The 23103-nt window shown below is 69.9% G+C and carries 18 protein-coding genes; 10 read left to right on the top strand and 8 right to left on the bottom strand.

Features of this window, described 5'->3' with window-relative positions; all coding sequences use genetic code 11:
• Nucleotides 1-43 precede the first annotated feature (43 nt).
• From CDO81_RS25580 to CDO81_RS25570, 3 genes are all read right to left on the bottom strand, one after another.
• A complete protein-coding gene (locus CDO81_RS25580) occupies nucleotides 44-451 on the bottom strand; it encodes a GxxExxY protein (protein ID WP_088486092.1) in 408 nt (135 codons plus the stop codon).
• A complete protein-coding gene (locus CDO81_RS25575; RefSeq protein ID WP_088486091.1) occupies nucleotides 451-1488 on the bottom strand; it encodes a branched-chain amino acid ABC transporter permease in 1038 nt (345 codons plus the stop codon). The genes CDO81_RS25580 and CDO81_RS25575 overlap by 1 nt, the downstream gene beginning before the upstream one ends.
• A gap of 111 nt (nucleotides 1489-1599) precedes the next feature.
• The gene (locus tag CDO81_RS25570) at nucleotides 1600-3291 is read right to left on the bottom strand and encodes an ABC transporter ATP-binding protein/permease (protein ID WP_088486090.1); all 1692 of its coding nucleotides are present in this window, start codon (nucleotides 3289-3291) and stop codon (nucleotides 1600-1602) included.
• A 162-nt stretch (nucleotides 3292-3453) separates the two neighbouring features.
• On the opposite strand from CDO81_RS25570, the gene CDO81_RS25565 reads away from it, so the two are divergent.
• Nucleotides 3454-5397, top strand: coding sequence for an AsmA family protein (locus CDO81_RS25565; protein WP_088486089.1), 1944 nt, complete (start codon nucleotides 3454-3456; stop codon nucleotides 5395-5397).
• Nucleotides 5398-5439: 42 nt separating this feature from the next.
• Nucleotides 5440-5601, top strand: a complete 162-nt coding sequence (locus CDO81_RS25560) for a DUF1328 domain-containing protein (RefSeq protein ID WP_088486088.1) — start codon at nucleotides 5440-5442, stop codon at nucleotides 5599-5601.
• A 64-nt stretch (nucleotides 5602-5665) separates the two neighbouring features.
• Here CDO81_RS25560 and CDO81_RS25555 read toward each other — a convergent pair whose 3' ends face one another.
• Nucleotides 5666-6136: a hypothetical protein gene (locus CDO81_RS25555; protein ID WP_088486087.1), complete on the bottom strand. Its 471-nt coding sequence runs from the start codon at nucleotides 6134-6136 to the stop codon at nucleotides 5666-5668.
• Between the two features lie 137 nt (nucleotides 6137-6273).
• Between CDO81_RS25555 and CDO81_RS25550 the strand changes: the two genes are divergently transcribed.
• Nucleotides 6274-7539 (top strand): MFS transporter, encoded by a 1266-nt coding sequence (locus tag CDO81_RS25550; RefSeq protein ID WP_088486086.1) that lies wholly within the window; start codon nucleotides 6274-6276, stop codon nucleotides 7537-7539.
• Between the two features lie 13 nt (nucleotides 7540-7552).
• On the opposite strand, the gene CDO81_RS25545 is transcribed toward CDO81_RS25550, so the two are convergent.
• From CDO81_RS25545 to CDO81_RS25530, 4 genes are all read right to left on the bottom strand, one after another.
• Nucleotides 7553-8515: an SMP-30/gluconolactonase/LRE family protein gene (locus tag CDO81_RS25545; protein WP_088486085.1), complete on the bottom strand. Its 963-nt coding sequence runs from the start codon at nucleotides 8513-8515 to the stop codon at nucleotides 7553-7555.
• Nucleotides 8512-9342 (bottom strand): NAD-dependent epimerase/dehydratase family protein, encoded by an 831-nt coding sequence (locus CDO81_RS25540; RefSeq protein ID WP_088486122.1) that lies wholly within the window; start codon nucleotides 9340-9342, stop codon nucleotides 8512-8514. The genes CDO81_RS25545 and CDO81_RS25540 overlap by 4 nt, the downstream gene beginning before the upstream one ends.
• Before the next feature lie 139 nt (nucleotides 9343-9481).
• A complete protein-coding gene (locus tag CDO81_RS25535; RefSeq protein WP_241517159.1) occupies nucleotides 9482-10570 on the bottom strand; it encodes a LacI family DNA-binding transcriptional regulator in 1089 nt (362 codons plus the stop codon).
• A 54-nt stretch (nucleotides 10571-10624) separates the two neighbouring features.
• Nucleotides 10625-12757 (bottom strand): alpha-glucuronidase family glycosyl hydrolase, encoded by a 2133-nt coding sequence (locus tag CDO81_RS25530; RefSeq protein ID WP_088486084.1) that lies wholly within the window; start codon nucleotides 12755-12757, stop codon nucleotides 10625-10627.
• Between the two features lie 246 nt (nucleotides 12758-13003).
• Between CDO81_RS25530 and CDO81_RS25525 the strand changes: the two genes are divergently transcribed.
• The 7 genes from CDO81_RS25525 (at nucleotide 13004) to CDO81_RS25495 (ending at nucleotide 23065) form a co-directional block, all read left to right on the top strand.
• The gene (locus tag CDO81_RS25525) at nucleotides 13004-14203 is read left to right on the top strand and encodes an ROK family transcriptional regulator (RefSeq protein WP_088486083.1); all 1200 of its coding nucleotides are present in this window, start codon (nucleotides 13004-13006) and stop codon (nucleotides 14201-14203) included.
• A gap of 17 nt (nucleotides 14204-14220) precedes the next feature.
• Nucleotides 14221-15870: a glycoside hydrolase family 43 protein gene (locus tag CDO81_RS25520; RefSeq protein WP_088486082.1), complete on the top strand. Its 1650-nt coding sequence runs from the start codon at nucleotides 14221-14223 to the stop codon at nucleotides 15868-15870.
• Nucleotides 15871-15918: 48 nt separating this feature from the next.
• Nucleotides 15919-17439 (top strand): MFS transporter, encoded by a 1521-nt coding sequence (locus CDO81_RS25515; RefSeq protein ID WP_088486081.1) that lies wholly within the window; start codon nucleotides 15919-15921, stop codon nucleotides 17437-17439.
• 56 nt (nucleotides 17440-17495) lie between these two features.
• Nucleotides 17496-18821: a xylose isomerase gene (gene xylA, locus CDO81_RS25510; protein ID WP_088486080.1), complete on the top strand. Its 1326-nt coding sequence runs from the start codon at nucleotides 17496-17498 to the stop codon at nucleotides 18819-18821.
• A 158-nt stretch (nucleotides 18822-18979) separates the two neighbouring features.
• Nucleotides 18980-20443, top strand: coding sequence for a xylulokinase (gene xylB, locus CDO81_RS25505; RefSeq protein WP_088486079.1), 1464 nt, complete (start codon nucleotides 18980-18982; stop codon nucleotides 20441-20443).
• Between the two features lie 37 nt (nucleotides 20444-20480).
• Nucleotides 20481-22439 carry a sialate O-acetylesterase gene (locus tag CDO81_RS25500; protein WP_158218430.1) on the top strand — a complete coding sequence of 653 codons (1959 nt, stop codon included), beginning with the start codon at nucleotides 20481-20483 and terminating at the stop codon, nucleotides 22437-22439.
• A gap of 107 nt (nucleotides 22440-22546) precedes the next feature.
• Nucleotides 22547-23065 carry an RDD family protein gene (locus tag CDO81_RS25495; RefSeq protein ID WP_158218429.1) on the top strand — a complete coding sequence of 173 codons (519 nt, stop codon included), beginning with the start codon at nucleotides 22547-22549 and terminating at the stop codon, nucleotides 23063-23065.
• Nucleotides 23066-23103 lie beyond the last annotated feature (38 nt).

Below are 23103 nucleotides of genomic sequence, written 5' to 3'. Positions count from 1 at the left end.
CAGAACACAGCCACAGAGGCACAGAGGCACAGAGAGAGCGGGTTCACAGCGAAATCCTCTTCACACCTTGTCGAAGCTGGGCGTGATTGAAGTTGATCAGCAAGCCGGCGCGCAGTTTCAGCAGCCGCAGATAGGTCAGCACCTGGGCGGTGTGAACAGGGGCAAGGCGCTCGACGGCCTTGAGCTCCACCACCAGCTCGCGCTCCACCACCAGATCGACGCGGTAACTGGAGCCCAGCGGCTGCCCCTTGTACGTCATGGGCACCTCCAACTGGCGCTGCACTTCCACGCCGCGCGCCTTCAGTTCGATATCCATGGCGGCCTCATAGGCGCTTTCGAACAAGCCAGGACCCAGTTCCTTGTGGACTTCGATGGCAGCAGCGATGACCGTGTCACTGACCCGGTATCTCTGTGCCTCTGTGCCTCTGTGGCTGTGTTCGGCGTCGCCCATCAATGCTCCTCGTGGTGCGGGTCCACGAAGGACCGCCACAGCAGCACCGGCAGGATCACCGTGAACACGATGACCTCCTTGAAGGCACTGGCCCAGAAGGAGCCGAAGCTCTCGATCAGGCCCACGCCGATGGCACCCGACAGCGCCATCGGGAAGCTGCCCAGGCCACCGAACACCGCGGCGACGAAGCCTTTGAGACCGATCAGGAAACCGGTGTCGTAATAGATGGTGGTGGACGGCGCGATCAGCAGGCCCGACAGGGCGCCGATGAAGGCGGCCATGGTGAACGTCTGGCTGCCGGCGGCATCCCCCGAGATGCCCATCAACCGGGCGCCGGTGCGGTTGACCGACGTGGCCCGCAGCGCCTTGCCGGTGAGGGTGCGCTCGAAGAACAGATACATGGCCACGAGCAAGGCCACCGAGGCGCCGAAGATGATCAGCGTCTGGCCCGTAAAGCTCAGCGGCCCGACATCGAAGCGCGCCTCCCAGAACGCCGGTGTTCGGTAGCCCTCGGCCCCGAAGAACACGAGCCCCAGCCCGGTCAGCGCGAAGTGCACGCCGACCGACACGATGAGCAGCGTCAGCACGCTCGCGCCCGACAGCGCGCGGTAGGCCAGGCGGTACAGCAGCGGGCCCATGGCGGTGACGATGGCCAGGGTCAGCAGCACCTGGAGCCACAGGGGCGGCTGTTGCTGCAGCAGCCACGGGGTGGCGAGCGACAAGGCCACGGGCAGCGCCAGCGTCTTCAGCAGCACGGACTTGAATCGCCCGGCGGGCCAGCGCTCGCGCAGTCCCTGCGTGACGTCCAGCACCGCCGCGGCCACGGCCATCATCAACAGCAGCCACACCGTGCCCGGCACCTTGCCGAGTTGCAGCGACGCCAGCGTGAGCGCGCCGAAGGCGACGAACTCGCCCTGCGGAATGAAGATGATGCGGGTGACGGAGAACACCAGCACCAGGGCCAGGGCGACCAAGGCATAGATGGCCCCGTTGGTGAGGCCGTCGAGCCCGAGGATGGCGGCAATCGTGAGGTCCATGGCAACGCGGAAAGAAGGCGTGGCCGATCCTATGCGCGATTGATCGACCGAACGGTCGGGAATTCACCCAGGCCCGCCTGCCGCCGGGCCAGGCAGGCACCGGTGGCTCGCTCAGTCGCTTGACTTCTTCGCCGCTTCGCTGCCGGTGCGCGCCAGGGTCCAGCGACCGCCGTCGGTCAGCTTGAGCACATGGCGATGAAAGCCCGCCACGGCCGCCCGGTGGGCGATGCTGACCAGCGTCGTGCCGCGTTCGCGCAGCCGCTCGTACAGGCGCTTCTGGTTCGCGTCGTCGAGCGCGCTCGTCGCCTCGTCCAGGATGGCCAGGCGCGGCTCATGCACGAGCAGCCGCGCGAAGGCCAGGCGCTGCTGCTCGCCGCCGCTGAGCACCTTTTCCCAGTCGCGCACCCGGTCCAGTCCGCCCTCGTCTTCGGCCAGGTGGCGCAACTGCACCTCGTCGAGGATCTTGAGCAGCGCGGCATCGTCCAGCGTCGATTGCGAGCTGGGGTAGATCAGTTGGCTGCGCAGCGTGCCGGTCTGCAGATAGGGCCTCTGCGGCAGAAAGAACACGTCCTCCCGCGGCGGGTGCGAGACCTGCCCGCTGCCCTGGGTCCACAGCCCCGCGATGGCGCGCAGCAAGGAGCTCTTGCCACAGCCGCTCGCGCCCGTGATCAGCAGCGAGCCGCCTTCGGGAACGCGCAAGGACAGGTTCTCCACAAGCACACGGTCGCTGCCCGGCGCCTGCACGGTCAGGCCCTGCAGATGCAGCTCCTGCCCTTCCTGGCGTGCGATGCCCGCCTCGGGCGGTGGCGATTCCAGCACCCGCGCCATCACGTGCAGCCGGTCGATGCCGGCGACGAAGCGCGACAGGCTTTCGAAGTTGTCGATGATCAGCGACACCGCGCCCAGCACCGCCGCAAAGGCGCCCGCCGCCTGCACGGCCTGGCCCACTTCCAACCGCCCCGACAGCACCTCGGGTGCCAGCACCACGCTGGGCACCAGGAGGCTGAGCTGGCTGAAGCCGCGCTGGAACAGGTTCAGGCCGAACTGCGCACGGATCAGCCGGCGGGTGTTCAGCAAGGTGGCACGCAGGCGCTGCTGCAGCTGGTGGCGCTCCTGGTCTTCGCCGCCATAGAAGGCGATGGATTCAGCGTTCTCGCGCACCCGCATCAGGCGGAAGCGGAAGTCCGCCTCGCGCTTGAGCTGCCAGTGGTTGAGCTTGATCAGCGGCCGCCCGAACAGCCCGAGCGAGAGCACCGTGCCGGCCAACGCATACGCCACCAGGAAGCCGACGAGCGTGTGCGACAGCCGCCACAACACCGCACTGAAGGCCACCAGTTGCATCAGCGACCCCAGCAGGATGAGCAGGAAATGCAGCGAGCGGCCGGTGAAGGTGTTCACGTCGTCGGCCATGCGCTGGTCCGGGTTGTCGATGTCTTCGCCTGCCAGATGGAAGTAGCGCCGTTCGCGCAGATAACCCTCCAGGAAGCGCTGCGTCAGCCACCGGCGCCAGTCATTGGCATACGCATCACGGGCGTAGTAGTAGGTGGCAAACACCGGCACCGCGAAGGCCAGCACCCACAGCATCTGGCGCACGGCGGCCCAGAACCTGTCGGCGTCGCGCGCTGCCAGCGCCGACGTGATCTCGCCGGTCTGGTCGTTGAGCATGACGGCCAGCTGGGTATCGGCCAGCATCAGGACGATGATGCCGGCGAGAAAGCCCCAGGCCCAGGCCCGCCGGTCACCCACCCAATAGGGCCGGGCCACGGTCAGAAATCGTTGCAGCGCGGAAGCGTTCTCAGCCATGGCCAGCCGTTGTCAGTGATGCGGCAAGGCTAGTCGCCGGCCCGCGGGCTGGCTGTCGGACGGCAGGCCGACGCAGCGCCGGGCCCCGCCGTCGCCGTGTCCTACAGGCCGCATCGTGCGCGTCCCACGCTCGCGCGGGAGCGTGCCCACGAGCATCGGCTCATGAGATTTGCCATCAAAGCCGTCGGCGCGGCCGCACTGGCCCTGGTGGCCGGGGTCGCCGGCATGGAATGGGCGGGCTGGCCCGGTGTGGCGCCCTGGCTGGCCACGCGCGCCGACCGGGGGCTGCAGCTCGACGGTGACGCCCGGCTGCATCTGCTGCTGGACCCACGCCTGCAGGCGTCTCGCCTGGCCGTGACCGGGCCGGCCGGCGAGGCGCTGGCCGAAGCCGGTGCGGTGCTGCTGAAGTGGCGCTGGGCTGACCTGTGGGCCTGGCGCCACGGCGCACCGCTGCGGCTGCGCCTGGTGCAGGCCGACCGCCTGAAACTTTCCTGGCAGCGCGATGCCGACGGGCGAACGGCCTGGCCCGTGCAGCCGAGTGGGCAACGCCAGGAGCGCGCCGAGCTGCCGCAGATCGATCACCTGATCATTCGTGACGGCCAGGCCAGCCTCGACGACCAGCCACTGCGCCTGCGCGGCGACGCTCGCTTCTCCACCGCCGCCAATGGCCATTGGCAGGCCGACCTGCAAGGCCAGCTGCGAGGCCAGCAACTCGCGCTCAAGGCCGAAGCCGGGGCTGGTCTGGCCCTGCTGGCGCCCGCCGACGCGGGGCTGCCGCCGGTGCAGTTGCGGGCCGAACTGACCCAGCGCGAGGGCCGGCTGAGCTTTGAAGGCACGGCCTCGTCGCTGCTGGATGCCCGCGCGCTGGACGGCCGGCTGGAGGTGCGCGGCCGGTCGCTCGCCGACATCGGCCGGCCCTTCAACATCACGCTGCCACGCACACCACCCGTGACGCTGAGCGGGCGACTGCAACATGCGGCGGGCGTCTGGCAGCTGGGCGGCGCCCAGGCGCGCGTCGGCCAGAGCCAGCTCGCAGGTGACTTCTACTTCGACACCCGGCCCGCGCGGCCGCAACTGAGCGGGCTGTTGCGCGGCGGGCTGCGCCTGGCCGACCTTGGTCCGGCCGTGGGCGCCGACACCCGCCCGAGCCGCCCCGGTCGCGTGTTGCCCGACCGCCCTTGGGACCTGCCCTCGCTGCGCACCATGGACGCCCGCGTGGCCGCGGCCCTGAACCAGCTGGACCTGGGAACACCCAAGCTCGCGCCGCTCTCGCCGGTGAACGTGAGCCTGGTTCTGGAAGACGGCGTGCTCGACCTGCAACACCTGCATGCCGGCATTGCTGGCGGCGAGGCCACCGGCGCCGTGCGGCTGGACACCCGGGTCGCCCCGCCGCAATGGACGCTGGGCCTGGGCGTGCGCGGCATGGCCATCGAGCAATGGCTGCGCCTGCCGACCCGCGCCTTGGCGGACGACCCGGTCACCGGCCGGCTGCGGGCCGACCTCGACCTCTCCGGCCGCGGCCGCAGTCCCGCCGAGCTGCTGGGCAGCCTGGACGGGCCCGTGCGGCTACAACTCGACAAGGGCCAGATCTCCCACCTGCTGACCGAGGCCGTGGGGCTGGACCTGGCCCAGGGCCTGGCCGTGTGGCTGCGGGGCGACCGCAAGCTGATGCTGAACTGCGCCGAGCTCGCGGGCCGCTTCAAGGCCGGGGCGCTGCGGCCACGCACCGCGGTGGTCGACAACCGGGACAGCCGCATCGACATCGATGGCCGGATCAACTTCGCCGATGAATCGCTCGACCTGCGGCTGAAGGCCCAGCCCAAGGACTTTTCGCTGCTCACGCTGCGCACCCCGCTGCGTGTGCAAGGCACGCTCGCCGACCCACGCGTGGCGCTGGAAGGCAAGGCCCTGGGCGGCAAGGCGATCGCGGCGATCGCGCTGGGGGCGCTGGCGCCGCCGGCAGCCCTGCTGGCCTTCGTGGACCCCGGCGAGGACGTGCCGCCGGTGCGCTGCGACACCGCGGCGCCGCCTGCCGCTGCAGCGTCGGCGGCCTCCTACCCCGCCGCGCGGCAGCAGCCGGCATCTCGCGGCAAGGCCGCGCCCTAGATTGACGTTGCCAACACTTTCCTTCCCTTACAGGAGATCCTCATGCTGCGTTACGCCATCATCTTCTTCGTCATCGCCCTCGTGGCGGCCCTGTTCGGCTTTGGTGGCATTGCCGCCAGCGCGGCAGGCATCGCCCAGCTGCTGTTCTATGGCTTCGTCATCCTGGCCATCGTGAGCCTGGTGGTGGGCCTGATCCGCCGATAGTCACGCCGATGACAAGCGAAACGGCGGGCCCAGAGCCCGCCGCTTCGTTTCTGCCCCCACCGGCTCAACGCCCGCGATGCGGCTGCTCCCGGACAGCATCGAGAAACTCCCGCAGCGTGCCCTGGCAGGGCGCCTGCGGGCACAGGAACAGGCCCTCGGCCTCGGCCGGCACATCCACCGCGAAGCCCAGCACCCGCAGGCAGTTCATCGCATCGCCACACAGGGCCACCGTGCGACCACAGCGCCAGGCCATCTTCAGCAACGCCTGCAAGCGTGCGCAGCCGGTCGGCGCCGCCCAGGCGTCCGAGTTCAGCACGATGACGCCGTCTGCCCAGTCGGCCTCGGCCGGAGGTTGGCCCCATTCGTCGTCCAGCCGCCAGTCGATGCGCTTCACGCGGGCATCGGCTGCCAGAGGCGCGAGATCCTGCGCCCGGGCGCGCAGCACATCCGCGGTGCCGACCACGCATATCAGCAGCTGGGCTTGTTCGGCGGTCGGGGTGGCTCGGGGGTCGGACAGGCAATCGGTGGTGGGCATGGCGGTGCTCCGCAATCGGGGGTTCTGCAACTCTGGCGCTCGCCGCCCGCGCGCGCCAGGGCATACCGGCGCGAACCCGCGTAGGACGACATCCCTGCTGCCACGTTCAAGCGGCATCTGACGCACACTCCGCACCCATGGCCACCTCTGCACCCGCCTCCGCCGCCACCGCCGCCGGGGCCCCGCCCTCCCTCACGCGCTACCAGCGCTTCGTGACCGCCCTGCTGACACTGCTGCAGTTCGCGGTCATCCTGGACTTCATGATCATGTCGCCGCTGGGCGCCATGATCATGCCGGCCATGGGCATGACCGCCCAGCAGTTCGGCATGGTGGTGTCGGCCTATGCCTTCAGCGCGGGGCTGTCAGGCCTGCTGACCGCGGGCTTTGCCGACCGCTTCGACCGCAAGCGGCTGCTGCTGTTCTTCTACGGCGGCTTCCTGCTCGGCACACTGTGGTGCGGCCTGGCCACCAGCTTCGAGTCCCTGCTGCTGGCCCGCATCGTGACGGGCCTGTTCGGCGGCGTCATTGGCTCCATCGTGATGGCGATTGCGGCCGACCTCTTCGAGCCCGCACTGCGGGGCCGCGTGATGGGCCTGCTTCAGGGCGGCTTTGCGGCCAGCCAGGTGCTGGGCCTGCCCTTCGGCCTGTATCTCGCCACGCATGGCGACTGGCACACGCCCTTCCTGGCGCTGGTGGCCTTTGGCACCGCAGGCGGCCTGCTGATCGCCTGGCGCATGAAACCCGTGGATGCCCACTTGAAGCTCAAGCAGGAGCGCAGCGCCTTTGCCCACCTGTGGCACACGGTGGCCCAGCGGCGACATCTGCACGCCTTCCTCATCACCGCGCTGCTGACCACCGGCGGCTTCATGATCATGCCGTTCGCCAGCGCCTTCTCGGTGCACAACGTCGGCATCGACCTGGCCCACCTGCCCATCGTCTACCTGGTGACCGGCATCAGCACGATGTTTGTCGCCCCGCTGGTGGGCCGCCTGGCCGACCGCTTCGGGCCGCTGCCGGTGTTCTACACGGGCAGCGCCCTCACGATCGCCATGGTGGCCATCTACACCCGCCTCGGGCCTTCGCCGCTGATCGCGCTGGTCGCCATCAACGTGGTGCTGTTTGCGGGCATCTTCTCGCGCATGGTGCCCTGGCAGGTGGTGGTGACTGGCATCCCAGCGCCGGAGCAGCGCGGCGCCTTCACGGCCATCAACGCGGCGCTGCAGCAGCTGGCCGGCGGCCTGGCAGCGCTGATCTCGGGCCACATCGTGGTGATCGCGGCCGATGGCCGGCTGGAGCACTTCCCGTGGGTGGGCAATGTGCTCATCGGCACGACGCTGGCGGTGTGCGTGCTGATCGGACCGCTGGCGCGGCAGCACACTGCTGAGCGCCGGGTCAGCCCCTGAGTTCGCCCCGCCCTCAGGCCACCGCGCCGCGGGTGTTCACGTAGAGCGCGTAGACCGAGTGCGTGCTGGCCATGAAGAGCCGGTTGCCCTTGGCCCCGCCGAAGCACAGGTTGGCGCAGCGCTCCGGCAGATGGATGTGAGCCAGCGGCCGGCCTTCGGGGCTGTAGACCCGCACGCCGTCGAGTTGCGCCGGATCGGCCGCCTTGCTGCCGTCACCGCCGAAGCCGCACCACAGGTTCCCCTGCACATCCACCGCCATGCCGTCGAAGGCGCCAGGGCCACCGGCGTCGATCAGCAGCCGCTTGTTCGACAGCCGCGGGCCGTCGGCGTCATAGGCCCAGATGAGGCGGTGCGGCCGGGCGCGGCTCTCGATGACGTACAGCGTGCGGCCGTCCGGGCTGAAGGCCAGGCCGTTGGGCCCCTGCAGATCGTCGAGCTGCAGGCTCAGCTCGCCTGTCGCGCCGTCGATGCGGTACACGCCGTGCGGCAGTTCGGCCTCGGCGCGCTCGCCCTCGAAGTCGCTCGCGATGCCGAAGCTCGGGTCACTGAACCACAGGCTGCCGTCGGCCGCGCAGGTGATGTCGTTGGGCGAGTTCAGGCGCTTGCCCTGCCAGCGGTCGGCCAGCACGGTGATGCGGCCGTCGTACTCGGTGCGGGTGATGCGCCGGGTCAGGTGCTCGCAGCTGACCAGGCGCCCCTGGCGGTCGCGCACATGGCCGTTGGCGTTATTGCTCGGCCGGCGGAAGTCGCTGACTGCGCCGGTCGTTTCGTCCCAGCGCAGGATGCGGTTGTTCGGGATGTCCGACACCAGCAGATAGCGGCCGTCGCCGAACCACACCGGGCCCTCGGCCCAGGCCAGGCCGGTGGCGATCTGCTCGACCCCCGCGGCAAACAGCCGCAGCGGCAGGAAGGCGTCGTCCAGCACCTCGATGGCCGGGTCGGGCCGGCGCGCGTTGGGGGCGAAGGCGATGTTCATGGCGCCGGGTCTTTCTCGAAGGGGCCCAGCACCACGAAGCCGCCGCCCTGGCAGCGCACTTCGGGCCGGCTTGGGTCCACGTAAGGATGGGCCGCCTCCACCTGGGCGCGCCAGGGCTCGGAGCTGTCCTGGGGCCGGTAGCCGATGTGGCGCGCCGCGCTGTTGTCCCACCAGGTCGAGCGGTTGTCGCTCACGCCGTAGATGACACTGTGGCCGACCACAGGCGCGCTCAGCGCAGCCACCAACAACCGCTCCAGGTCGTCGTAGCTGAGCCAGCTGGCGAGCATGCGGCGGTCGGTCGGCTCGGGCCAGCAGGAGCCGATGCGCAGGCTGACGGTTTCCAGGCCGTAGCGGTCGAAGTAGAACTGCGCCAGGTTCTCACCGAAGGCCTTGGACAGGCCGTAGTAGCTGTCGGGCCGCGGCAGTGCCTGGGGCGTGATGGTCTCGCCCTGGCTGTAGAAGCCGATGACGTGGTTGGAGCTCGCGAACACGATGCGCTTGACGCCGCGCTGGCGCGCCGCTTCGTACACGTTGTAGGCGCCGACGATGTTGGCCGGCAGCACCACGTCGAAGGGCTTCTCGATGGACACGCCGCCAAAGTGCAGCACGGCGTCCACGTCCTTCAAGAGCGACTGCATCGCGGCGAGGTCTTCGAGCGGCGCCTGCACCACTTCCTCGCCCTCGCCGGCGGGGTCCATGGGGGCCAGGTCGGACAGGCGCAGCACGTCGCAGTAGTGCTTCATGCGCGGGCGCAGCACGCGACCGAGGTTGCCGGCGGCGCCGGTCAGCAGCAGGCGCTTGAAGCGCGGGGCAGAGAGTCGTTCCATGTCGTGGCTCATCGTGATCACGGGTTTCACCGTTGGCCGAGCGCCGGGCCGCCCCAAGCCGGCCGGCGGGCGATGTGCTTGCGGCGCCATGCCGCACGCATCGCCGTCCCCTCGGGGGGCCGACCAGGCGCACGCGCGTTCAGCGGCGCGCCTGGGCGAGGGGCTTGGGTCTCAGCCGCGGGGCCGCGTCGGACTGGCGTCGGACCAGTTCGAAATCCATGAGCTCATGCTCGCAGGGCAGAGGCTCGCCGGTGCGGCGCGCCTTGATGTGGCGCACCAGCAGATCCACCGCGGCGCCGGCCATCTCCATGATGGGCTGGCGCACGGTGGTGAGTTCGGGCCAGATGGTGGTGGCCAGGGGGGCGTCGTCGAAACCGACGACGGTCAGGTCGCTGGGCACGTCCAGCCCCATGCGGTGGGCGATGGCGACGGTCGCTGCTGCCATGTCGTCGTTGCTCGCGAAGATGGCCGTGGGGCGGCGCTCCTGCGACAGCAGGAACTCGGCCGCATCCAGGCCCGAGCGGTAGGTGAACATGCCCTGCGCGACGACCTCTTCCTCCTCGATGTTCAGGCCCGCATCGGCCATCGCCGCATGAAAGCCCGCCAGGCGCCGCGCGCTGCTGCTCTGGTAGGGGTCGCCGATGATGAAGCCCAGCCGGTGATGGCCGAGGTTCAGCAGGTGGCGCGTCATCTCGTAGGCGGCGTCAAAGTCGTTGATGCCGACAGCGCACACGGCCTCCGGCGGCTGGCCCGCGGACACGACCACGGCCGGCGTGTCGGTCTCGGCCACGAGCTTGAGCAGCGGCTGGGAGTCGCAGAAGGGGGGCGGCAGGATCAGGCCGTCGATGCCGTTGGCGATCATCTCGGCCACCGGCTTCTCCTCGCCCTCGCGCGCCGCCTCGCAGCGCTGCACCACCAACTGCACATGGCGCAGCGTGGCCTTGTTGAGCAGCCCGATCAGGAATTCGTTGAGATAGCCCGCCGTCGGGTCGATGTAGAGCATGCCGATGCGGATGGGCTCCGATCCGGCGAGGTGGCGGGCGGCTTGGTTGGGCAGGTAATTGAGCTCGGCCACGGCGGCGTGCACCTTCTCGCGGGTGCCGGGCCGGACGTTCTGCTCGCCATTGATGACCCGGGACACCGTCATCGGCGACACCCCGGCCAGTCGTGCGACATCGGCGATGGTGGCGACCTTGGTGCTGCGGCCAGCACGAACGGTAGGCTTCAAAGGTGTCCCTCAGGTGGTGGTGAGCTTGGTCGCACAATCATATTTGAGGGGGCGTCACCCGCCCTGACCCGGTGCGAATTTGAATCGGCGGGCCCGGTAGGCCTCCAGTGCTTCCGCGGGCGGCTGCGTGCCCGCGGGCCACGGCAGGCCTGACACCGCCTGGAAGTAAGCCAGGCAGGCGTCCCGCCACCAGCGCGCCTCGCGGGCCTGCACCGCCAGGTAGGCGGTGACCTCGGCATGCCGCCGCGCATCCACGACGCCTCGCAGGCCCGCCCATTGCTCGCGCATGGCCTCCACGCGGGCCACGCCGCGGTCGTAGTGGGCCACGAGTTCCTGCCACAGCGTGCGGCCCGAGGCCATGCGGTGGTCCCAGGGCAGGTGATGGAACCACAGCAGCAAGGCCTCGGGCGTGGTGGCGGGCTCAGACCAGCGCGCGGCCAGCGCCGGCGCGTACTGCGCCACCGAGCCGCTGCCGCGCGGCGACCGATCAAACCCGATGCCGTCGGGGCCCGCTCGGTGGAAGTAGGTCGGGTTCCAGTCAGCCCGCTCCAGGTCGCTGACCCAGGGCGCCGGCCCGTGGTGGTGACCGGTGCCCATCAGGTGATGCAGGCCCAGCGGGGTCATGTAGTCGACCACCGCCTCGCGTGAATCGAGCATCAGCGCGGTGACGGTGTCGACAGCCCGGCGGTCACGGGTGAAGGTCTGCTGCACCCACTCGCGCGCCACGCGGGCGGCCGCCAGGTCGGTGTCCCAGGCCAGTCGCCCGAAGGCATACCAGTTGGCGCAGTCGAAGTGGGAGCCGCACCAGTTGCGATCGGTGCCGATGTTGGCCACGCCGGCCATGGCCGTGATCTGCCGCGCGACGGTGGCCCCCGGCGCCGGGCGATGGGTGTCCGCGCGCAGCACTTCTTCGAACAGCGGCCCGAGGTAGACGAGGTGGGTCGAGAAGCCGAGGTATTCCTTCGTGATCTGCACCTCCAGCGCCGTGGCGGTGCGAGGCATGGCGCCGAACAACGGATGGAAGGGCTCGCGCGGCTGGAAGTCGATCGGCCCGTTCTTGACCTGCACGATGACGTTGGCTGCGAACTGCCCGTCCAGCGGCTGGAACTCGGCGAAGCCCTGGGCCGCGCGGTCGCGCGCGTCAGGGGCATAGACGAAGGCTCGCCACATCACGATGCCGCCATGCGGCGCCAGCACCTCGGCCAGCATGTTGGCGCCGTCGGCATGGCTGCGGCCATAGTCCTGCGGGCCGGGCTGGCCCTCGGAATTGGCCTTGACCAGGAAGCCGCCGAAATCCGGGATGGCACGGTAGATCTCGTCCGCCTTGGCTCGCCACCAGGCGCGCACCGCCGGATCGAGCGGGTCGGCCGTCTGGAGCCCGCCCAGTTCCACCGGCGCCGAGAAACGCGCGGACAGGTAGACCCGCAGGCCGTAGGGCCTGAACACCTGCGCCAGGGCCGCCGCCTTGGCGAGGTAAGGCGCCGTCAGCGACTCGGCCTTGGCATTCACGTTGTTGAGCACCGTCCCATTGATGCCCAGGGATGCGTTGGCGCGGGCGTAATCGACGTAGCGTGCATCGCGCAGGTCCGGCAGCTTCCACCAGTCCCAGATCGAAGAGCCGGCATAGCCGCGCTCCACGCTGCGGTCGAGGTTGTCCCAGTGATTGAGGAGGCGCAGCGGCAGCCGGGGCGCGCTGAACTCGTCCAGGCGCGCCAGGTCGGCGCCGGTCTGCGCGGCACGCAGCCAGGCGAAGCTCCCGTAGAGCAGACCGCGGTCGGCGTTGGCTGCGATCACCGTGACCTCCCGGCCCTGCAGCCGCACGCGCCGCAGCAGATAGCCCTCGCCGCCGAGCGCCTGCCAGGGCAGGGTGAGGCCGGCTGGCGCGGTGGCCGGCGTGACCAGCAGCAGGGCACCCGGCTGCGGCACCGTGGCCACCGCCGGCAGGCGTCCGGTCAGGCCCTGGATGCCGCGTTGCAGATCCCCCAGCGCCGCGCTCAGCACGGGCGAGGTGGCCGCTCCAGGCGCGATCACGAGGCTGCGCGCTTGCGCAGCCAGTGCCGCCGCCGCCTGAGGCGGCAGGGGCCGGTAGCGCAGCCACAGGTCGTAGCCATCTTCCACCGCGCTCCAGGCGGTTGGCAGCGCGACGGCCAGCAGCCATCCCACCAGGGTTCGGGCCCAGAACTTCATGCGGTCTCCTTCGGTGGCCCGACCCCGGAGGCGCGGGAATGTTAGAGAAAACGTGCTTGCGCGAAGCAAAATGGTAGCGCTACATTTGAGCTCACAGCAAGCCAATCCGGCGCCCAAAGCCCCTCGCCCGCCGAGTGGCCCTGGAGCGCTGCGTTCCCGGAGACACACGTTGACCCTCGCCCCTGCCACCCCCGCTGCCGCCGTGCGCCGCAGCGCTGACGGGCACCTCGCCCCTTGAAGGCAGGCATGCAGTTCACCGCCGACCAGCATCTGCTCAAGGACCTCAACCGCATGGCCATCGTGCGGCACCTGGGCGCACAGCCCGGGCAGTCGCGCGCCGCGGTGGCGGAAGCCTTGCAGCTCACCAAGTCGACCGTCAGCACGCTGGTGAAGGAGCTCATCGCCGAAGGCTGGCTGCTGGAACGCGAGGTGGTCGCCACCGGCGAACTCGGCCGCCGCCCCACGCCGCTCTTCATCGACCCAGGCCGCCTGGTGCTGCTCGGCGCCGAAATGGGCGTGGACGGTGTGAACGCGGTCGTCACGTCCTTGACCGGCGACGTGCTGGCGCGGCTGCGCTCGCCGCTGGACGCTGCCCGCGACCCGCAGCTGGCCCTGGTGCGCGCGGCCAAGCTGCTGGTGCAGTTGCACGCACGGCTGGACACGCCGCAGCAGCAGGTGATCGGCATCGGCATCGGCCTGCCCGGCGGCGTGGATGAAGCCACCGGGCACCTGCATTTCGCCCCCAACCTCGGCTGGCGCGACCTGCCAGTCGGCCAGTTGCTGACCGAGCATCTGCGCGGCACGCCGTTGCAGACCGTGCCGATGTTCGTTCAGAACGAGGCCGACGTGGCGGCCCTGGGCGAGCTGGAGTTCGGCAGCGAAGGCCGGGCCGACCCGCTCATCTACCTGAGCCTGGGCGTGGGCGTCGGTGCCGGCGTCATCGTCGAGGACCGGCTGCTGACCGGCGCGCGCGGCCTGGCCGGCGAGGTCGGCCACATGACACTGGCGCTGGACGGCCCCCGTTGCAGCTGCGGCCGGCGCGGCTGCGCCGAGACCCTGATCGGCCTGCGCGCCATGCTGCCCGCGGCCGATGACGCCGGTGGCCTCGCCGAGGTGCGGCGCCGGCTCGACGCCGAGCAGCCCGACTGCCGCGCCGCCGTGGCCAACGCCGGCCGCTACCTCGGCCTGCTGCTGGGCAACCTGTGCGCCGCCTATGACCCCGGCCGCATCGTGCTCGGCGGGCCGTCCGTCGAGCTGGGCCCGCCCTTCCTGCAGCACGCCTTCGCCACGCTGGAGGAGCTGGCGGGCGCGGCCGGCGAATCCTCTCCCACCGTCACCCTGTCCCGCTTCGGGGCCGACGCCGTGCCCGTTGGCGCGGCCGCCCTGGCCCGCTACCGGCTCACCCGTCCCCTGATCGCCGCCCGCCGCCTGGCCGTGGCGGCCTGACCTTTCCTGCGCTCCTCATGATCACCAATCCCATCCTGCCGGGCTTTCACGCCGACCCGTCCATCTGCCGTGTGCCTGGCGCTGATGGCGTGGACGACTACTACATCGCCACCTCCACCTTCGAATGGTGGCCGGGCGTGCGCATCCACCACTCGCGCGACCTCAAGCACTGGCGCCACCACAGCTATGCCGTCACCCGCAAAAGCCAGCTCGACCTGATCGGCCATCCTGACTCGTCCGGCGTCTGGGCGCCCTGCTTGAGCTACGCCGGCGGTCAGTTCTGGCTCATCTACTCCGATGTGCGCTCGCTCTACGGTGCCCACAAGGACGTCCACAACTACCTCATCACGGCGCCCAACATCGACGGCCCCTGGAGCGAGCCCATCTACATGAACAGCTCGGGCTTCGACCCCAGCCTCTTCCACGACGACGATGGCCGCCACTGGTTCGTGAACCAGCAGTGGATCCACCAGCCGGGCAAGCACAACTTCAACGGCATCCTGCTGCAGGAGTACGACCACGACGCCCGCCGCCTGGTGGGCCCGGTGAAGAACATCTATGCCGGCACCCCGCTGGGCGTGGTGGAGGGCCCGCACCTGTATCGCCGCAATGGCTGGTACTACCTGCTCACCGCCGAAGGCGGCACCTTCTACGAACATGCCGTCACGCTCGCCCGCTCCCGCAACATCGACGGGCCTTACGAGACCCTGCCCGGCAACCCGCTGCTGACCGCCTGGCAGCAGCCCACCGACGGCCTGCAACGCAGCGGCCATGCCAGCCTCGTGCAGACCGCGCGCGGCGACTGGTACCTGGCCCACCTGGCCGGCCGGCCGCTGGAGTGGAGCGGCCCCCACACCGATCGTCAGAATGGCGTCTACCAACATCTGCATTGCCCGCTCGGCCGCGAGACCAGCCTGCAGCGCATCGTCTGGCGCGCGGACGACTGGCCCGAGATTGACGGCGGCGGCAATGCACCGCGCCTGCACGTGGCCGACAGCGGCCTGCCCGAGCACCCGTTCCCGCCCGAGCCCGCACGCGACGACTTCGACAGCCCCACGCTCAACCCGCACCTCAACTCGCTGCGCGTGCCTTTCGACGAGCGCTGGATCTCCCTCACGGAACGGCCGGGCTGGCTGCGCCTGAAGGGCCGCGAGTCGCTGATGAGCACGTTCGACCAAAGCCTGGTCGCGCGGCGTCAGCAGCACTTCAACTGCCGCGTCGAGACGCGCGTGGATTTCGAGCCCGAGCACTTCCAGCAGATGGCGGGTCTCGTTGCCTACTACAACACCAACAACCACGCCTATTTGCACGTCAGCCGCGACGTCGATTCCGGCCTGCGCGTGCTGCGGCTGACGGTCAACCGCCGCGGCGCGCTGACCGAGCCGGCCACGCCGGTCGAGCTGGCCGACGGGCCGGTGGAGCTCGCGGTGCAGTTCCGCCACGACCACTACCAGTTCCAGTGGCGCCAGGGCGGCGCGGCCTGGCAGGACGTCGGCCCGCAACTCGACACCGCGATGCTCAGCGACGAGTACGTGACCCACTTCGAAGGCGAGTTCGCGCGCAGCTTCGGCTTCACCGGCAACTTCATCGGTCTGGCCTGCCAGGACCTGTCCGGCACACGCCGCGCCGCGGACTTCGACCACTTCAGCTACGAAGCGCAGGCCTGAGACCGCGCCAAGCTGAAGACGACAACGACAACGACACGAGACAACCCGATGGCAACCCACCCGCCCCTGTCCTTCCTGGAGAAAGCCGGCTACAGCGCAGGCGACGCCGCCGCCAACTTCGTCTTCATGTCGATGGTGCTGTTCCAGCTGAACTTCTACACGGACGTGTTCGGCCTGTCGGCCGGCACGGCGGCCGCCATCCTGCTGTGGCCGCGCCTGTGGGACGCGGTGTTCGATCCCGTCATGGGTGTGCTGGCCGACCGCACCAACACCCGCTGGGGCAAGTTCCGCCCCTGGGTGCTGTGGACGGCCGTACCCTGGGCCGTGGTGATGGTGCTGGCCTACACGACACCCGACCCGGCCTGGGGCTGGAGCACCGGCATGGTCATCGCGTACGCGGGCATCACCAACACGCTGCTGATGACGCTCTACTCGATGAACAACATGCCCTACTCCGCCCTGGGCGGCGTGATGACGGGCGACCTGAACGAGCGCACCAAGCTGAACTCCTACCGCTTCGTGTCGGTCAACGTGGCGCAGTTCATCGTGGGCGGCTTCACGCTGCCGCTGGTGGCCAAGTTCGCGCAGGGCCATGACCGGGCCCATGGCTGGCAGGTCACGATGACCATCTGGGCGGTGCTGTGCCTGGTGCTGTTCATGGTGACCTTCTTCACCACACGCGAGCGCATCCAGCCGCTGGTGGAGGTCAAGTCCTCGCCCCTGCAGGACTTTCGCGACCTGCTGAAGAACGGCCCGTGGATCGCGCTGGTGGCGTACACCGTCTTCAACTTCGGCATGCTGTCCATGCGCGGCGGCGCCCACTACAACTACTACCACCACTACGTGGACAAGGCCGCGATGTTCGACTTCGTCGCCGCCCTGGGCCTGACCACGCCCGACCCGGCCGGCACCGGCAGCCTGGCCGACGCGCTGGGCTACATCGTGCATGGCACCCGCGACCAGCTCGCCGGCTCCAACGTGGCCGACGTCTACAACAGCATCATCAACATGGCGGGCTTTGCGACCACCATCGTCGTGATCATGCTGTCCTCCGGCCTGTCGGCACGATTCGGCAAACGCAACGTGGCAATCGCCGGCTTCGCGTTGTCAGCACTGCAGGCCTGCGCGCTGTACGCGATGCCGCCGGACGCCGTGTGGGGCATGCTCGGCCTGCACATGCTCGGCTCGGTGTTCTATGCGCCCACCATCGCGGTCATGTGGGCCATGTATGCCGACGCGGCCGACTACTCCGAATGGCAGACCGGCCGGCGCTTCACGGGCATGGTGTTCGCCACCATCGGCTTCTCGCTGAAGTCCGGCCTGGCGCTGGGCTCGGCCTGCTTCCTGTGGGTGCTGGCCGGCTTCTTCGGCTACGACACCCAGCAGCCCGGGGCGCCCGAGGCGATCGCCGGCTACCGCTTCATGTCCAGCTTCGGCGTGGGCGCGCTGTTCGCGGCCTGCACGCTGTGCATGCTGGCCAACAAGCTCAACAAGCACACGACGCTGCAGATGGCTGACGACCTGACCGAGCGGCGCCTGAAGGCGGGCCTCGCTCCCGCCGCCACCTGACATCCGACACCTCCCTCCCCTTCCCTTCCCAGAACCCGTTTCCGCAGGACACCGCCATGAGCTCCGCCCACACTGCCTACTCCGATCTGCCCGTCGTCACCTACGAAGGCCCCCAATCCACCAACCCCCTCGCCTACCGCTGGTACGACGCCAACCGCGTGGTGTTGGGCAAGACCCTGGCCGAACATCTGCGCCCGGCGGTCTGCTACTGGCACAACTTCTGCTGGAAGGGCGAGGACGTGTTCGGCCTGGGCAACACCGTCTTCCAGCGCCCCTGGTTCGCCGAAGCCGACCCGGTCAAGGCGGCCTACCTCAAGCTCGACGCGGCCTTCGACTTCTTCGGCAAGCTGGGGCTGCCCTACTGGTGCTTCCATGACCGCGACGTGGCCCCCGAGGGCGCCACGCTCGCCGAGTCCAACCGCATCCTCGACGGTCTGCTGGAGGCCGCGGCCAAGAAGATGCAGGACGGCAAGGTCCAGCTGCTGTGGGGCACGGCCAACCTGTTCTCGCACGGCCGCTTCATGAGCGGCGCGGCGACCAATCCCGACCCCGAGGTCTATGCCTACGCCGCCGCGCAGGTCAAGCAAGTGCTGGAGTGGACGAACCGCCTGGGCGGCGCCAACTACGTGCTGTGGGGCGGCCGCGAAGGCTACGAAACCCTGCTGAACACCGACCTCAAGCGCGAGCTGGCCCAGTACGGCCGCTTCCTGAGCGCCGTGGTCGAGCACAAGCACAAGATCGGCTTCAAGGGCACCATCCTGATCGAGCCCAAGCCGCAGGAACCCACCAAGCACCAGTACGACTACGACAGCGCCACGGTCTACGGCTTCCTGAAGACCTACGGCCTGGAGAACGAGGTCAAGGTCAACATCGAGGTGAACCACGCCACGCTCGCCGGCCACAGCTTCGAGCATGAAGTGGCCACGGCCTGCGCCCTGGGCATCTTCGGCTCGCTCGACGCCAACCGCGGCGACGAGCAGCTCGGCTGGGACACCGACCAGTTCCCCAACAACCACGTGCAACTCGTGCCGGCCATGCTGGAGATCATCCGCGCGGGCGGCTACACGACGGGCGGCACCAACTTCGACGCCAAGGTGCGCCGCCAGAGCATCGACCCCATCGACCAGCTGGAGGGCCACATCGGCGGCATGGACACCATGGCCCGCGCCTTCCTGGCCGCCGCCGCGCTGTACGAGAGCGGCCAGCTGGAGAAGGTCGTGGCCGACCGCTATGCGGGCTGGAACGGTGAACTCGGCCAGAAGATCCACGCAGGCGCGAGCCTGGACGACCTGGCTCAGATCGTCCATGCGCAAGGCATCTCGCCGCAGCCGCGCTCCGGCCGCCAGGAACGTCTGGAAAACATCGTCAACCAGTTCGTCTGACGGCGCCGCCAGGCCGGGCCCAGGAAAAGCGCCACAGAGGCACAGAGACACCGAGGGGCTCGTGCCTCTGACCGGCGCTCTCTGTGAGTCTGTGTCTCTGTGGCTGTGTTCATTCAGCGGTGCCCTGAGCGCCCGCCTTTCCCTTGCGGTGATTCGCCATGTTCCTTGGAATTGACCTCGGCACCTCCGAGCTGAAGCTGCTGCTCCTGGACGAGCAGCACCACATCGTCGCCACCACCGGCGTGCCACTCACGGTGCAACGCCCGCAACCGCTGTGGAGCGAGCAGCAGCCCGCCGACTGGTGGGCCGCCCTCGACCAGGGCATGGCCCGGCTGAAGGCTGAGCACGATGCCGCGCTGGCGCAGGTGCGCGGCATCGGCCTGTCGGGCCAGATGCACGGAGCCGTGGCCCTCGATGGCGACGGCGCCGTGCTGCGCCCCGCCATCCTGTGGAACGACGGCCGCAGCGGCGCGCAGTGCGCCGCGATGATGGCCGCCTGCCCCGAGTTGCCGACCATCACCGGCAACCTCGCAATGCCCGGCTTCACGGCGCCCAAGCTCGCCTGGATGCGCGAGCATGAGCCCGCCCTCTTCGCCCGCGTGGCCCGGGTGCTCTTGCCCAAGGACTGGCTGCGCCTGCAGCTCAGCGGCGAGGCGGTCAGCGAGATGAGCGACGCCGCCGGCACGCTGTGGCTGGACGTGGCGCGCCGCCGCTGGTCGCCCGAGGCCCTGGCGCTGACGGGCCTGACCGAAGCCCACATGCCGCGGCTGGTGGAAGGCAGCGAAGCCAGCACCACGCTCAAGCCCGAACTGTGCGCACGCTGGGGCCTGCAAGCGGGCGTCGTCATCGCCGGCGGTGGGGGTGACAACGCCGCCAGCGCCGTCGGCATGGGCGTTGTGAAGCCGGGAGACGGCTTCTTGTCGCTGGGCACCTCCGGCGTCATCTTCCTGTGCAACGAGGCCTTCAGCCCCAACCCGGACCGCGCCGTGCACGCCTTCTGCCATGCGCTGCCGGGCACATGGCACCAGATGAGCGTCATGCTCAGTGCGGCCAGCGCGCTGCGTTGGGTCACGCAGACCCTGGGGCAGCCGAACGAAGCCGCGCTGATCGAGCAGGTGGCTGCCCTGACGCCCGCACAGCGCCAGCAGGCCCCGATCTTTCTGCCCTACCTCAGCGGCGAACGCACGCCGCACAACAACCCGCATGCACAGGGCGTGTTCTTCGGCCTGACGCAGGCGCACGGCCCGGCTGACCTCGGCTATGCGGTGCTAGAAGGCGTGGGCTTTGGCCTGCTGGATGGCTGGCAGGCCCTGCAGGCTGGCGGCGGCCACGCCGACCAACTCTGGCTCGTGGGTGGCGGCGCGCGCAGCGACTGGTGGGCTCGCCTGCTGGCCTCGCTGCTGGACGTGCGCCTCGTGACCGGCGTAGGTGCCGAAGCCGGTGGCGCGCTGGGTGCCGCCCGCCTGGCCTGGCTCGCCGTGGGCGGCACGGTGGCCGAGGTCTGCCGCACGCCGGCCGTGGCGCGGGTGGCCGAGCCGGACGCCACGCTGGCCGCTTCGCTGCGCGACCGGCATGCGCGCTTCCAGCGGCTGTACGCTGCGTTGCGCGCCGAGTTCGGCTGAACCCATCGCCCCGCTCCCTCATCTCCTGCTGCCACCGATGAAGAACCCCCTGATGTTCCTGGCCGCCGCCCTGGCCCTGGCCAGCTCTGCCGCCCATGCCGATGTGCGTCTGGCCGAAGTGTTCGGTGAACACATGGTGCTGCAGCGCGACCGACCGCTGCGCCTGTGGGGCCAGGCCACGCCAGGCAAGACCCTGGCGGTGGCGTTGGCCGGTCGCCGCGCCCAGGTGAAGGTCGGCGCCAGCGGCCGCTGGCAGGTGCAGTTCCCGCCGCTGCCCGCGGGCGGCCCTCACCGCCTGACGGTGGCCGGCGACGGCAGCGTCGAGTTGCAGGATGTGCTGATCGGCGATGTGTGGCTGCTCGGCGGCCAGTCCAACATGGAGTGGCCGCTCGCGCCGACCGACACCGGCCCGCAGGACATCGCCTCGCCGCAGAACCCCCAGTTGCGCCAGCTGCGCGTGCCGCTGCGCGCCAGCCTCCAGCCCGAAGCCGAGATCGCGCCTGCGCCGTGGGTCGTGGCCGAGCCGGGCCGGGTCGGCGAGTTCAGCGCCATCGGCTATCACTTCGCGCGCCGCCTTCAGTCGGTGCAGGGCATTCCCATCGGCCTGGTGAACGTGGCGTGGGGCGGCTCCATGCTTGAAACCTGGGTTCGGCGTGATGCCGCCCTGCAAGACCCCGACCTCGCCCCGGCCGTGCGAGCCCTGCCCGCCGACAACGCCAGCTACAGCACGGCCCTGCGCCAGCGCCTGTCCGCCCGCGTCACCGTCTGGCAGCCGGGACTGCCGCTGGACGGGGGGGATGCCACCGGCTGGTCTGCCGCCCAGGACCTCGACGCCGCCTGGCCCACGCTGCAGGCGCCTGGCGTCTGGGAGGGCCAGGGCCTGGCCGACCTGGACGGCGTCGTGTGGCTGCGCAAGCGCATCGAACTCAGCCCGGCCCAGGCCGCCGGCGCCGCCGAACTGCACCTGGCCAAGGTGGACGACTGCGACGAGGTCTGGGTGAACAGCCAGCGCGTGGGTGGCCAGTGCGGCTACGACCAGCCTCGCCGTTATGCCGTGCCGGCCGGCGTGCTGCGGCCAGGCGCGAACTGGATCGCGGTGCGGGTGACCGACACCGGTGGCGGCGGCGGCTTTCATGGCGATGCCGCGGCGATGCGGCTCGACACGGCCGCCGGCAGCGTGCCGCTGGCCGGCCTCTGGCGAGCCCGGGTCGAGAAGATCACCGTCGCTGACCAGCCGACCGCCAATGACGCGCCCACGCTGGCCCACAACGGCCTGATCGCACCGCTGCACGGCCTGTCGGTGCGCGGGGTGCTCTGGTACCAGGGCGAGAGCAACGTGTGGCGCGCCGAGGCCTACGCCGGCACCTTCCGGCGCCTGATCCAGGACTGGCGCGGCCAGTTCGGCGACGCCAAGCTGCCTTTCCTGTTCGTGCAACTGGCCAGCTTCCTGCCCTTGGCCGACAACCAGCCGGGCGCCGGCGGGTGGCCCGAACTGCGCGAGGCCCAGGCCGCCGCCCTCACCCTGCCCCACACCGGCATGGCCACGGCCATCGACGTCGGCGATGCCAACGACATCCATCCTCGCAACAAACGCACGCTCGGCGAGCGCCTTGCGGCCCTGGCCTTGCGTGAGCTGGGTCTGCGGGGCGCTCCGGCTGGCGGCCCGCGCGTGATCGGGCATGAGACGCGTGGCGACACGTTGGTGCTGCGCCTGGCCGACACCGCCGGCGGCCTGCGCCCGGCGCGCGCTGGCGAACCGCTGCGAGGCTTCCTGGTGGCGGGTGCCGACCGGCGCTGGGTGCCGGCCGAAGCACGGCTGGAAGGCGACCGCATCGTGCTGCGCAGCGCGGCGGTCGCGCAGCCGGTCGCCGCCCGTTATGCCTGGGTCAACAACACCAGCGAAGCCAACGTCGTCGGCGGTGACGGGCTGCCGTTGCCGCCCCTGCGCACGGACCGCTGGCCCCTCGAATCCGCCGGCCGCAAGTACGGCCCCTGAACCCCGCGCCCCCCGGCCCAGGGGAATTTTTCGCTGGTAAAGATACCGATCAGGCGGGCCGTCAGCCCGAGGCACACTCTCGCCCAAACACCAGGGAGGGAATGCCAATGACGACCACCGAAGACCAACGCTTCGCGCCACCGCTGGCGCATGTGGAGGATGTCGCGCCGGCCGAGCCTGCGCTGGCAGGTCGCGGCATCCGGCTCGGGGCCGCCATCATCGATGCGGTGATTGCCGGCGCTGCCGGCTGGGCGTTTGCGATGATCCCGTGGTTCGCGAGCATCTCGCAGGCCCATCTCAAGGCTGCGGAACAGGGCATGTGGACCTGGAATCCGATGGGTCTGCTGATCGGCATTCCCATCTTCCTGCTCATCCAGGGCTGGCCCCTCGTCACCCGCGGCCAAACCATCGGCAAGATGCTGTGCAAGCTGCGCATCGTGCGCACCGATGGCAGCAAGGTCGACGCCTTTCGCCTGCTCGGCCTGCGCTACGGCATCGGCTCGCTGACCGGCGTGGTGTCCGGCTTCGCCATGATCTACGGCCTGATCGATTCGCTGCTCATCTTCCGCGGCTCGCGCCAGTGTCTGCACGACACCATCGCTGACACCAAGGTGATCCAGCTCTGAGCCCGCCCGCCCCTGCCTCGCGCATCGACACGCTGGCC

The organism is Roseateles puraquae (assembly GCF_002205845.1).
Lineage (GTDB): Bacteria > Pseudomonadota > Gammaproteobacteria > Burkholderiales > Burkholderiaceae_C > Pelomonas > Pelomonas puraquae.
The sequence above is the reverse complement of the archived record's forward strand: the minus strand, read 5'-3'. Positions and strand labels throughout refer to the sequence as shown.

Coding starts and splice junctions, on each gene's coding strand:
- CDO81_RS25580 (WP_088486092.1), bottom strand. CDS start 451: ATGGGCGACGCCGAACACAGCCACAGAGGCACAGAGGCACAGAGATAC.
- CDO81_RS25575 (WP_088486091.1), bottom strand. CDS start 1,488: ATGGACCTCACGATTGCCGCCATCCTCGGGCTCGACGGCCTCACCAAC.
- CDO81_RS25570 (WP_088486090.1), bottom strand. CDS start 3,291: ATGGCTGAGAACGCTTCCGCGCTGCAACGATTTCTGACCGTGGCCCGG.
- CDO81_RS25565 (WP_088486089.1), top strand. CDS start 3,454: ATGAGATTTGCCATCAAAGCCGTCGGCGCGGCCGCACTGGCCCTGGTG.
- CDO81_RS25560 (WP_088486088.1), top strand. CDS start 5,440: ATGCTGCGTTACGCCATCATCTTCTTCGTCATCGCCCTCGTGGCGGCC.
- CDO81_RS25555 (WP_088486087.1), bottom strand. CDS start 6,136: ATGCCCACCACCGATTGCCTGTCCGACCCCCGAGCCACCCCGACCGCC.
- CDO81_RS25550 (WP_088486086.1), top strand. CDS start 6,274: ATGGCCACCTCTGCACCCGCCTCCGCCGCCACCGCCGCCGGGGCCCCG.
- CDO81_RS25545 (WP_088486085.1), bottom strand. CDS start 8,515: ATGAACATCGCCTTCGCCCCCAACGCGCGCCGGCCCGACCCGGCCATC.
- CDO81_RS25540 (WP_088486122.1), bottom strand. CDS start 9,342: ATGGAACGACTCTCTGCCCCGCGCTTCAAGCGCCTGCTGCTGACCGGC.
- CDO81_RS25530 (WP_088486084.1), bottom strand. CDS start 12,757: ATGAAGTTCTGGGCCCGAACCCTGGTGGGATGGCTGCTGGCCGTCGCG.
- CDO81_RS25525 (WP_088486083.1), top strand. CDS start 13,004: ATGCAGTTCACCGCCGACCAGCATCTGCTCAAGGACCTCAACCGCATG.
- CDO81_RS25520 (WP_088486082.1), top strand. CDS start 14,221: ATGATCACCAATCCCATCCTGCCGGGCTTTCACGCCGACCCGTCCATC.
- CDO81_RS25515 (WP_088486081.1), top strand. CDS start 15,919: ATGGCAACCCACCCGCCCCTGTCCTTCCTGGAGAAAGCCGGCTACAGC.
- xylA (WP_088486080.1), top strand. CDS start 17,496: ATGAGCTCCGCCCACACTGCCTACTCCGATCTGCCCGTCGTCACCTAC.
- xylB (WP_088486079.1), top strand. CDS start 18,980: ATGTTCCTTGGAATTGACCTCGGCACCTCCGAGCTGAAGCTGCTGCTC.
- CDO81_RS25500 (WP_158218430.1), top strand. CDS start 20,481: ATGAAGAACCCCCTGATGTTCCTGGCCGCCGCCCTGGCCCTGGCCAGC.
- CDO81_RS25495 (WP_158218429.1), top strand. CDS start 22,547: ATGACGACCACCGAAGACCAACGCTTCGCGCCACCGCTGGCGCATGTG.